General features: G+C 66.2%; 8 protein-coding genes and 2 pseudogenes. 6 read left to right on the top strand and 4 right to left on the bottom strand.

The window, feature by feature from the left end; genetic code table 11:
* Positions 1 to 43: 43 nt before the first annotated feature.
* From catA to A3Q40_RS14760, 3 genes are read right to left on the bottom strand one after another with little or no spacing between them, the layout of a single operon-like run.
* Positions 44 to 886, bottom strand: a complete 843-nt coding sequence (gene catA / locus A3Q40_RS14770) for a catechol 1,2-dioxygenase (RefSeq protein WP_068103263.1) — start codon at positions 884 to 886, stop codon at positions 44 to 46.
* Between the two features lie 34 nt (positions 887 to 920).
* Positions 921 to 2,549: a 4-hydroxyphenylacetate 3-hydroxylase family protein gene (locus tag A3Q40_RS14765; protein WP_068103261.1), complete on the bottom strand. Its 1,629-nt coding sequence runs from the start codon at positions 2,547 to 2,549 to the stop codon at positions 921 to 923.
* Positions 2,550 to 2,582: 33 nt separating this feature from the next.
* Positions 2,583 to 3,146 carry a flavin reductase family protein gene (locus tag A3Q40_RS14760; RefSeq protein WP_068103260.1) on the bottom strand — a complete coding sequence of 188 codons (564 nt, stop codon included), beginning with the start codon at positions 3,144 to 3,146 and terminating at the stop codon, positions 2,583 to 2,585.
* Between the two features lie 235 nt (positions 3,147 to 3,381).
* Here A3Q40_RS14760 and A3Q40_RS14755 point away from each other — a divergent pair, with 235 nt between their 5' ends.
* Positions 3,382 to 4,320, top strand: coding sequence for an AraC family transcriptional regulator (locus A3Q40_RS14755; RefSeq protein WP_068103258.1), 939 nt, complete (start codon positions 3,382 to 3,384; stop codon positions 4,318 to 4,320).
* 505 nt (positions 4,321 to 4,825) lie between these two features.
* Positions 4,826 to 5,671 carry a DUF3626 domain-containing protein gene (locus A3Q40_RS19865; protein WP_082833938.1) on the top strand — a complete coding sequence of 282 codons (846 nt, stop codon included), beginning with the start codon at positions 4,826 to 4,828 and terminating at the stop codon, positions 5,669 to 5,671.
* A gap of 140 nt (positions 5,672 to 5,811) precedes the next feature.
* Here the strand turns inward: A3Q40_RS19865 and A3Q40_RS14740 are convergent.
* Positions 5,812 to 7,042, bottom strand: a pseudogene (locus A3Q40_RS14740) (IS3 family transposase); the annotation flags it as partial.
* A gap of 441 nt (positions 7,043 to 7,483) precedes the next feature.
* Between A3Q40_RS14740 and A3Q40_RS19855 the strand changes: the two are divergent.
* The 4 genes and pseudogenes from A3Q40_RS19855 to A3Q40_RS14725 all read left to right on the top strand — a co-directional run.
* Positions 7,484 to 7,621 (top strand): annotated as a pseudogene (locus tag A3Q40_RS19855) (TrkA C-terminal domain-containing protein); the annotation flags it as partial.
* A 55-nt stretch (positions 7,622 to 7,676) separates the two neighbouring features.
* Positions 7,677 to 8,792: an alkane 1-monooxygenase gene (locus A3Q40_RS14735; protein WP_068103255.1), complete on the top strand. Its 1,116-nt coding sequence runs from the start codon at positions 7,677 to 7,679 to the stop codon at positions 8,790 to 8,792.
* Between the two features lie 86 nt (positions 8,793 to 8,878).
* Entirely contained in the window at positions 8,879 to 10,111 is a 1,233-nt protein-coding gene (locus A3Q40_RS14730) for a molybdopterin-dependent oxidoreductase (protein WP_201132868.1), read from the top strand.
* Positions 10,108 to 10,626, top strand: coding sequence for a hypothetical protein (locus tag A3Q40_RS14725; protein WP_069972966.1), 519 nt, complete (start codon positions 10,108 to 10,110; stop codon positions 10,624 to 10,626). Before A3Q40_RS14730 ends, A3Q40_RS14725 begins: the two co-directional genes overlap by 4 nt.
* Positions 10,627 to 10,705 lie beyond the last annotated feature (79 nt).

Here is a 10,705-nt window from a genome sequence, read left to right as displayed (position 1 = left end):
AACGGCGGGTGCAGGATCGACCTGCACCCGCCGCTGGGCGCTGCTACTCGGGGTCGAGCACGAAGTGGTACTCGACCACGTCGCGACCCTGCTCGTCCGTCGCCGGATCGAGCATCAGCTCGGGCTTGGTGGCCGTCGCGACGTCGTCGTCGATCCAGTCACCGCCCTGGAAGTACAGCTGCGTGACGATGGGATGCTTGCCCGGTGCACTCACCCGCAGGTGGAAGTGCGCCGGCCGCCACGGGTGCCATCCCGCGGCCTCGATCATCTCGCCCGTCGGCCCGTCCGTCGGAATCTGGTACGGCGCAGGTCGAATGGTAGTGATCGAATACCGCCCGTCCTCGTCGACCGCCACCAGGCCCCGCAGGTTCCAGTCGGGCAGGTGCGGAGCGAAACCCGAGTAGTAGCCCTCGGCGTCCGCGTGCCAGATCTCGACGGTCGCGCCGCCGAGGGGCGTGCCCGCCAGATCCGTCACTCGCCCGTGCAGCACGAAGGGTGTCTCCGCCGTATCCTCCGGACGCATCGGCAGCGTGCAGGTCGCCGGCAGCCGAGGTGCGCCGGGGAGGTAGTAGGGGCCCTCGATGCTGCCCTTGGTTCCTTCGAACTTCGTCGAGTTGACCTCCTCCACATCGTGTTCGAGGAACACGTCGAGGAACAGCGGCCACTCGCCGCCCTCCCCGACCTCGATGAGCCATTGCTTGAGCACGCGGTATTCGTCGTAGGTGACGCCGTGGTCGTGGATCACCTTGGACAGTCCGCGAAACGTGTCGGTTGCGATGGCGGCCAACCGCTCCGGGGAGGTGTCGGAAGTGAACCGGGCGCCCTTGAACTGGTCGGTGGCGGCGCTGCCCGAGCCGGCCGCGGTGGGGCTGTCGATGACGGTCATAACACTGTCCTTCGGGTCGTGGGAGAACGTGGTGTCAGCGGTTGCGGAAGAACGACACGTCGTCGTTGCCGATGAGGTCGGGCACGGTCCAGCCGTCGAGGTCGTACTCGCTCAGGCACTGCTCGGCGAGGCCCTTCATGGACGACACGGTGCCGCGGTTCTCGGCGAACAGCAGCAGCTCGGCCTTGACGCCCTCGTGATTGCCCGCATAGTTGCGCTCGTAGAGCTCGTGGCGCCCACCGAATTCGGAGCCGACGGCGTCCCACAGGGCCTTCATGACCTTCACCCGATCGACGGCGGCCATGCCCTCGGAGCCGCGGACGTACTTGTCCAGGTAGGGGCGGACGTTCGGGTTCTTGAAGTCGGCTGCCGAGGAGGGCAGGTAGATCAGGCCGGAGGCCACGTCCTGCTCGATGATCTCCTTGATACGCGGGTAGCCCTGCTGCATGAACATCCGGTAGGTCAGGCCGTACTCGAGCTTGGGGATCATCGTGTCGCCGACCCACGGCTCGGGATCGCGCACCATGGACTCCGTCAAGGACCAGAACAGGTTTCGCCAGCCGATGACCTCGCCGACTCGTGTCTGCACGCCACGGAACCCGCCGGCTCCGGTGGCGTCGAGCGCCTTGAGCAGGAGTCCGGCGATGAAGTCGAGCTTCACCGCGAGTCGGGTGCAGCCCTGCAGCGTGAATCGCGGGAGGAAGCCCGACTGGGGGAAGAAGGCGTTGATCTTGTCGACATCGCCGTACATGAACACGTTCTCCCACGGCACCAGCACCTTGTCGAAGACGAAGATGGTGTCGTTCTCATCCATACGGCTCGACAGCGGGTAATCGAACGGGCTGCCCATCACGGCGGCCTGCTGGGTGTACGACGCGCGGCAGATGAGCTTTACGCCGGGCGCGTCCATCGGCACGGTGCAGATGAGGGCGAACTGCTTCTTCTTGATCGGCAGGCCGTAGTGCGCGACGAAGTTGTAGTTGGTGATGGCAGACCCGGTGGCGACCACCTTGGCGCCGCTGACGATCAGGCCGGCGTCGGTCTCCTTCTCCACCTTCATGAAGACGTCGCCGACCTCGTCGGGAGGCAGGTGCCGATCGACCGGTGGGTTGATGATGGCGTGGTTCCAGTAGAGGACCTTCTCCTGGGATTCCTTGTACCAGCGTTCGGCATTGGCCTGGAACGGCGAGTAGAGGTCCTTGTTCGCGTGCAGGGTGCCGAGGAACGACGCCTTGTAGTCGGGCGACCGGCCCATCCACCCGTAGGTCATGCGCGCCCAGGTCGCGATGGCGTCGCGGTCCTTGATCAGGTCGTCGCTGGAGGTCGCTGCCCGGAAGAACGGCATGGTCACGCCGCCACTGCCGGTGTCGGTGGGGGTGGTCAGGGTGTCGACGTGCTCGCCGGTGTGCATCGCGTCGTACAGCCGCGCGGTCATGCGCACCGGGTTGCGGAACGCGGGATGGGTGGTGACGTCCTTCACACGCTCACCGTGGAGCCAGATCTCCCGGTCGTCCCGGAGAGACTCGATGTACTCGTCGCCGGTCATGGGCTTCGTGGCGAAGTTGGCCTGCTTGTTGACGTCGTAGTTCTCGGCGACGTTGACCTTGGTGCGGTCCACGCTCTCGCCGACGGTCTCTGTGGGTCGGGCTTCGGTGGTGGTCACGAGTGTGTCCTTTCGGGTGGGTCGAGAAGGTGCTCAGGCCGAGATCGGCGCGGGCAGAGGCATGAAGGTGGCGGTGGCGTCGAACCATCCGCCGTGGGGGTCGTCGAGGCAGCCGTTGTAGGCGGCGGAACCGGACTTGGGACCGATGTCACGGAAGGTGCTGCGGTGGAACAACAACGGATCGACGGACTCGTCGATCGAGGCATCGTCGATCTCGCCGACGAAGATGACGTGGTCACCGCCGTCATAGGAAGCCCACGGCGAACACACCAGCGTGGCGGCATTACCGACCAGAACGGGGACACCGCCGACCTCGGTCCACTCCGGTGCCGGGTTCTGCGGCTTGCCGGCGAAGTGCAGCGCGGTCTCCAGCTGGTCCGCGGCGAGGATGTTGACGGCGAAGGGCGCGGCATCGAGGTAGCCGCAGGCCTTCGACTTCCTGGTCAGCGTGACCTGGCACAGCCGCGGCTCGAGCGAGATCGAGGTGAAGGCGGTGACCGTGGCGCCGTGCGGGGTGCCCTCGGCGTTGGTGCACGTGATGACCGTGACGCCGCTGGCGAACTGTCCGAACAGGTTTCGCAGAGTTCGTTGATCCATGGATCGTCTCCGTTCCGGGTCGAGGCGGTGTCCGAAAAGTGCGGGTCCGTTCCGCTGTGACCGAAACCATATGAGCGGGATCACACGACGAGCGATCCTCGAGGCGAAGGGGCGATCCGCATTGCGAAACGGGCTTCGGGGATGCGAACTTCTCCACCCCGGGTGATACGGGTCACACCTAGAGTGGACCGTGTCGGAACGGGAGAGTCGAGTTGCAGAGGGGAGGCACGTCGCGGTGAATCAGAGCCCCGAATCGCGCCGGCCGACCGACTGGGACGAGGTGCACGACGTCGTCGCCGACGCCTACTTCCCCCACGAGCTGCGTCCGCTCGGCAGGGGAGACGCGTCGGGCTATCGGCTCGAATCCTCGACGCTCGGTCCGTCGGTCCTCGCCCGCATCGGATTCGGATCCGCTGTGTCGATCGAGTCCGATCATCCCGGCGCCTTCGGCATCAACATCCCGCTGACCGGACACCTGATCACCCGGGTCGCGGGCCGTGACGTCGTCTCCACGCCCGGTCAGGCCACGATCAACCCCCCGGACACCCGCACCGTGATCAGCGACTGGAGCGAGTCCTGCCAGATCATCGGGTTCAAGGTCGACCGCGACCACCTCGGCCGCGAGATCGACCGTATCGCCGGCCAACCGGGACGCAGGCTGCCGAGTCAGCTGGACCTGAGCAGCGGTGCGGGGGCCGAGTGGCGTGCCCTGGTGACCGCCGCGAGCAGGCAGGCCTTCCGGGAGAGCACCCTGCTCCGCAACGATGTGATGGCCCGACAGCTGTCCGACATGCTGACGACCGCACTGATCCTGGTGGCGCTGCCGCCCGAGGAGAGCGACGGCGTCGCGCCCCGTCCGCGCATCGTCAAGCGAGTCATGGACGCCGTCGAAGCCGATCCGGCCCGCGGCTGGACGGCCGGTGACTTCGCCCAGATCGCCGCCGTCGGAGCCCGGCGTCTCCAACAGGGTTTCCGCGAGTACGTCGGCATGACCCCGATGGAATACCTGTTGGACGTGCGCCTCGGTCACATCCATGCCGACCTGCTGCGAGCCGACGACGACTCGACGGTCACGGAGGTCGCCGCGCGGTGGGGTCTGCTGCACACCGGTCGTTTCGCTGCTGCGTATCGCCGCAAGTACGGGGTGCCGCCGTCCGCCACGCGTCGCGGCTAGCTCCATGTCGCGCCGCCGGACTCTCGGGGGTTCGGGTCGTCACAACTCGGTCCCGACGGAGGTGGACCAGGGTGAGTCCATGGTGAGCGAGATCCGTTCGCGCAGGTCCGCGGCCGTCCGGCCTGGTTCGACATCGAGGAGTATGGGCGCGGGCGGCGTGCGCCCTCCCGGCTGGCGTCGCAGGAAGGAATGGCGCGGTCGCCGGGGTGGTCGGTCGCGCAAGCTCCGTCGGTGCGCGCACAGAACCGACCCTAGGAACGAATCGACCTCGCGCTACGGACTCGGGTCGCTCCCGTGCATCGGCGCGGCGTTCGCAACAGCAGGTAGACCGCTGTCGACGTCACGACGAGGGCTACCGCGAGGACGGTCACGAGCTGGTTGAAGGCGTTCGCATAGGCCTCGGCGAATCCGGGGCGTCCCGCGGCCGCGGCATCCGCGTCGGCACGGTCGGGCAACTCGGTGCGGACCGTCGTGCCCGGCGGGTGGGTTCGGGGACAATTCGAGGATGGGTCGAACCGTGCAGAACTATCCTTCTGGCCAGGATGCAAGGCCACCGGCTGGCCGTGTCGAGGCGATTACGGTGCAGTTCCACCCCGACTGGCCGCACGTCGACGGGCGGGTGATCGAATCGATCGCCGCCGAGGGCTACTACCGGTCACAGTTCGCGACCGGCGTCTCCAACGGCGGGCTTACGGCGTTTGCTGGTGGGGACCGCTGGAAATGGGAATCGCGGTTGTTTGCCGGGCGATACGACCGCGACGCAGCTACCAACCGTCCGGTGTACGGCGCCTGGAACCGGCGGGCCGATCCATACGGCGCCGCTATCCGCTTCGGCTCGTCCTACCTGCGTCTGCATACCGCTGCGATCGACAGAGCGACGTTCTGTTTCCCGGACTCAGTCTTTGAACCGGTTGACGTTGGAGGCGCCGAGCTGCTGCCATACTTGCGCGCTCTGGCTGACCAGTCCGGTCTCGATGATTTAGACGACTACGTCGAGACCCACATTCACGGTGCTGTCCGAGTGAGTACCGATGTCGCTGCCATCGTGCTCGACCCTAGCTTCGTCGGCACAGCCGTCCACGCCGCAGCGCATCAACTGGGTTGCCCGATTGAATTCCATGCCGGCTTCACAGCCTCGCCAGACGCCCTCGACCCCGAATACCGCGGCGCCCACATCGTCGAACTGGCGCGTCGGCTCGGTACCGAACTCACCCCCAGAATCATCGGCGATGCCGCACACGCAGGCACGTACCCCGCACAGACACTCAAACAACTTTGGCACTGCCTCGCTCGCTTCGGCCGCCACAACAATGCGAAACACGCTCCCCCGTCTCGTAACTTGCAACCATAGGAGATTCTGTCGCCTAGTCGCCTGAGCCCCTGCTGTCAGCCGGTTGCGAGGTTGTCGGGCCAGCCTGTTACTAAGTACGGGAGTACGGGCGTGTCGTCTTCCAGAACGGGTGGCGGAGCACGTCGGCTCGTTGTCACGAATCACCCTAGGTTCTGTGCCGCCTCCAATGGGCGCTGATCCTCGGTGCTGAGGTCAGCGTAGTGGAGCGTTTCGTACTCGATCGGGGGCATCTGTCCGATGCTCGAATGCAACCGCCTCACGTTGTACCAGTCGACCCAACCAGCGGTCGCGAACTCGACATCGGAGCTCGTCCGGTAGGGCCCGGAGTGGAAGATCGTGGTGCGAATGCACTCGGTTTTGTACAACCCGTTCACCGACTCGGCGAGCGCGTTATCGTAGGCGTCGCCCACCGATCCGACGGACGCCGCGATGTCCTCGAGATTCAATCGTTCGGTCAGCTTCAACGACGTGTACTGGCTTCCTGCATCCGAATGATGGATCAGCTCAGTGCCTTTCACGGGATGACCTTCGCGGCGGCGTTGCCGCAGCGCCATCCGCAGCGGCACGGTCACCAGGTCCACGGTCTTTGATGTCGACGCGTGCCACGCGACGATGCGGCGGGAGAACACGTCGACGATGAACACCACGTATACCCACCCCGCCCAGGTTCGGACGTAGGTGAAGTCGGTGACCCAGACGCGGTTCGGTTCGTCGGCGCGGAAGTGCCGGTTCACCAGATCCCCGGCGCGAACTCCGTCCTTCGACGGGATCGTCGTCCGGTTCCCTTTGGCGCGCCGAACACCGTTGTGCCGCAGCGTTTTCATCGCCCGGTCCACTGCGCCGGGGGATACGCCGGGCAGGACGGTGCGGTCGAGGTGGGCGCGCATCTTCACCCGCCCGCACAACCCCTCCGGTGTCATCGTCCGCCGCCCGTCGTCGTTGACTTTCCACACGACCGACCGCACCGCGTCGACGACCCTGGCGTCGGAGACGGTCCGTGCTGCTGGGCGGCGCGCTTTCCAGGCCCGATAGGTTCTCGCGGCGATCGCCACGCCCTGCTCGCGCAGGACCCGGCAGATCGACTCGACCGCAAAACCGTTTGTGCGCAACGAATTTATGAATCCGATGATCATCGGTTGCGGGGGTCGAGTTCCCCCGCGAAGAAAGTCGTCGCCGCTTTCAGAATCGCGACGTCCTCGCGCAACTGCCGAATCTCGGCCTTGAGCCTCTGATCTCCGCAGACTCCTTCGAGGTCCCCGGGGACGGTGACCTCACCGCCCGCGTGGCCGACATCCGCGCCCGCCGCGATCGCCTCGAAGCCGAGGAGGCGCAGGTCCGCGCCGACACCGCTGCGTTCGCTCGCGAACTCGCCGCCGCCCAGGTCCCCGTCCGCGACATCGGAACCCTGCTCGGGGTGACCTTCCAACGCGTCAGCCAGCTCGTCAACACCTGACCAGCGCAGTTCTCCACCCGACGTGCGCCGCCCACCGGCGGCCGGCTCTGTGTCGGTGCCCCGTGGCATCGTCCGACCGCACAGACGAAAGAGATATCTCCCTGTGCCCGACTTCCGTAAGGCCACCACTTCGATGCCGCTGCTGACCAAGCTGACCCTCACCCTGCTCGTCCTGGTGATTGCGATGTGCTCGGTGAAGTGCTCTTCAACACGACCACAGACCGCGGGTTCGCATCGGTAGGAACCTCGCCGCCGCCGACGGCGGACTGTTTCTGACCGTGGTGTTCTTGCGGCCACCGACCGGCCGGAACGGTAACAGCGGCCGTCGTCGCTCGCTCAGAACGTCGCCGACGCCGACCGCAGTGACGGTCGTGGCGATCAAGCGACCCGGACGCGGGCTCACGTACGCGACCGCCGACACCGTCATCGAAGCCGGTGACACGATCATCGTCTCCGGTCAGGTCCGTGATGCGGAGCGATTCAGCGAACTGACCTGACCCTCGCGAACTGTGAGCGTTGTTACACATCACAAATGGCGTGGGTCGGGCATTCGTGCACGATGATCTGTTGGTGAAGTGGACCGACCCCAACCGACTGTTGTGGCCGTGCGCCCTTCTCGTGCCGTTGTCGCCGTTCATCGGCGCTGCCCTGGTGGCGACTGTCGGTCCTGGTCTGTTCTGGGCGACCGGCATGCTCCTCGTGGTCGTGGTATTACCGCTCGTCGATGTGATAGCCGGCACGGATGATCGCAACCCACCGGACTCGATGATGCGCGAGCTCGAACGCGACCGCTGGTATCGGTGGTGTACGTACCTGTATCTGCCGTTGCAGTACGGCGCCGTGGTGTTCGCGTGTTGGGCGTGGACGCATGCCCCGATGGGTACCCCGGAGCGCATCGGGTTGGCCCTGTCGGTCGGCGTCGTGTCCGGCATCGGCATCAACGCCGCCCACGAGTTGGGGCACAAGCGCACGGCGCACGAGCGTGCATTCGCCGTGATCGCGCTGGGACCGTCCTTCTACGGGCATTTCTACATCGAGCACAATCACGGTCACCATCTCCACGTCGCGACACCGCAGGATGCGGCGTCGTCCCGCTACGGCGAATCGTTCTGGACCTTTCTGCCGCGCTCGATCGTCGGCGGAGCACGTGGGGCGTGGAACCACGAAGCCGCCCGCCTTCGGCGTCGCGGTCACGGACCGATGCACAGAGGCAATCGAGTGTTGGTCTCGCTCGTCCCCAGCGTCGTGCTGGTCGTCGTCGTGGTCGCACTGTTCGGTCCGGCAGTGTTGCCCTGGTTGGCCCTGCAGGCCGCACTCGCGGTCGTCTTTCTCGAATCCGCGAACTACCTCGAGCACTACGGCCTGCTCCGTGAGCGTCGCCCTGACGGCACCTGGGTGAAGGTCGCCCCGCGGCACAGCTGGAACAGCAACCACCGCTTCAGCAATGTCTTTCTGTACCACCTGCAGCGTCACAGCGACCATCACGCCAATCCCCTGCGCCGTTACCAGACGTTGAGGTCGATGCCGGACGCGCCGCAGCTTCCCGCCGGCTATGCAGCCATGGTGCTCCTGGCCTGGGTGCCGCCGTTGTGGCGCAGAATCATGGACCCCAGACTTCTCGACCACTACGACGGCCGGATCGAGTTGGTCAACACCGGCTCGACATGACGCGGCCGCCGTGTGACGCGTCCGAGGCACCTCTGGGCAGTTGTCGTGTCATGGTGGAACGATTGGCCGTCGGGGTTGTCTGAAGGGTGTTGTCGTTGCCTCATCTGCCCCCGTTTCGCAGCACCATTCGTGGTCCGTGGTTGACCTCTGCCTTCGGCGCAGTCCTGCTGGTGGCCCTGCCGGTGATCACGGTGACCGGGTTGTTGTCCTACATCGCCTACGGCCCCCAATTCGGGCAGGCCCGCCCGGCCGAGGTGGGATGGTTGCGATTGCCGTCGTTCGCGTGGCCGACCGATCCGTCGTGGATCTACCGCCTGAATCAGGGCTTGCACGTGACGCTCGGCATCGTTGTCATCCCGTTGGTGCTCGCGAAGTTGTGGTCGGTGATGCCGAAATTGGTGCAGTGGCCCCCGGTTCGGTCACCGGCGCAGGCGCTCGAACGACTCACCGTGCTGATGCTCGTGGGCGGTGTGCTGTTCGAGATCGTCACCGGAGTGCTCAACATCCAGTACGACTACATCTTCGGCTTCGATTTCTACGCGGCGCACTACTTCGGGGCCTGGGTGTTCATCGCGGGGTTTCTCTCCCACGCGGCGATCAAGGTTCCGGTGATGTGGAGAACGCTGCGGCAGACGCCGCTGTCCGACGTACTACGGGAGCGCAACGGCGCGGCCGAAACAAGACCGGACGACGAGACAGCGCCGAAGGGGATCTCCCGGCGCGGCGCTCTCGCGCTCGTCGCCGGCGGGAGTGGACTGCTGGCCGCACTGACCATCGGCCAGACCGTCGACGGACCGTTGCGATCCACGGCCCTGTTGCTCCCGCGTGGCCGTACGTACGGCGATGGGCCGAACGACTTCCAGATCAATCGCACCGCCGTCGCCGCGGGCATCGACCCGGCATCCACCGGTGATTCGTGGCGCATGGAATTGTCCGGGACGAGGGCCGTCGGTCTCGATCGCGCGGCGCTGGAGAGCATGGAGCAGCACACCGCCGTGCTGCCGATCGCGTGCGTCGAGGGATGGTCGACCACCCAGGAATGGACCGGGGTGCGACTGCGTGACCTCGCGGCACTGGCCGGAGTGTCCGAGGGCACCGCGACCGTGAGCTCTCTCGAACGGAACGGCGCGTTCGCCCGGGCAACGCTGGGGGAGAACCAGGTGTGGCATCCGGACTCTCTGCTCGCACTGACCGTCAACGGTGCGACATTGTCGCTCGACCATGGCTACCCGGCGCGAGTGATCGTTCCAGGCCTCCCCGGTGTCCACAACACCAAGTGGGTGGCACGCATCGACTTCGTCGGCGAGGCCGCCCGATGACGCGCCTGTACGGGGCCGGCGTCGCGCACGCGGCCGTCATGGTGGTGTCCTTCGTCCTCGCGGGTGCCGCCGTGTGGGGTCTCGGGGTGGAGGGGCTGTGGAACCCGGACAGGTGGTGGCAATCGGTTGCCGTGTGGTTCGTCGGTGCGGCGGTCCTGCACGACCTCGTCCTCTACCCGCTGTACTCGCTGGCCGATCGAGCATCGCTCCCGACGCGGTCCCGGACGGTGCGACGAGTCCCCATTCGTCAGCACATCAGGGTGCCGGTCCTCGCCGCCGCGTTGACCCTGCTGATCTTTTTCCCCGGCATCCTGAACACCGATGACGCGGCCATCATTGCAGCCACCGGCATGGACCGTGACCCCTACCTCGAGCGGTGGCTGTGGCTCACCGCCGCGATGATCGCGGCCAGCGTCGCGGTGTTCCTGCTGCGGGTGCTCCTGGCCGGCGTCCGACCACGCTCCGCCGGGGCCGAGGACGAACACCATCCGCGCGGGCCGTCGTCGCGAATATGACACAACCCCTCGCGAGATGTCCGCACGACCAGCAGGCGTATGCGCAGCGGACTCGACGCAGTCCGGCGCGTTCCTCGGG

It is taken from the genome of Rhodococcus sp. PBTS 1, from assembly GCF_001620025.1.
GTDB lineage: Bacteria > Actinomycetota > Actinomycetes > Mycobacteriales > Mycobacteriaceae > Rhodococcoides > Rhodococcoides kroppenstedtii.
This window is presented reverse-complemented; position numbering and strand designations above follow the sequence as displayed.

Excerpts from the sequence above, each read along its gene's own strand:
- A3Q40_RS14725 (WP_069972966.1), top strand. The coding sequence starts at position 10,108 with ATGACGCGCCTGTACGGGGCCGGCGTCGCGCACGCGGCCGTCATGGTG.
- A3Q40_RS14760 (WP_068103260.1), bottom strand. The coding sequence starts at position 3,146 with ATGGATCAACGAACTCTGCGAAACCTGTTCGGACAGTTCGCCAGCGGC.
- A3Q40_RS19865 (WP_082833938.1), top strand. The coding sequence starts at position 4,826 with ATGGGTCGAACCGTGCAGAACTATCCTTCTGGCCAGGATGCAAGGCCA.
- catA (WP_068103263.1), bottom strand. The coding sequence starts at position 886 with ATGACCGTCATCGACAGCCCCACCGCGGCCGGCTCGGGCAGCGCCGCC.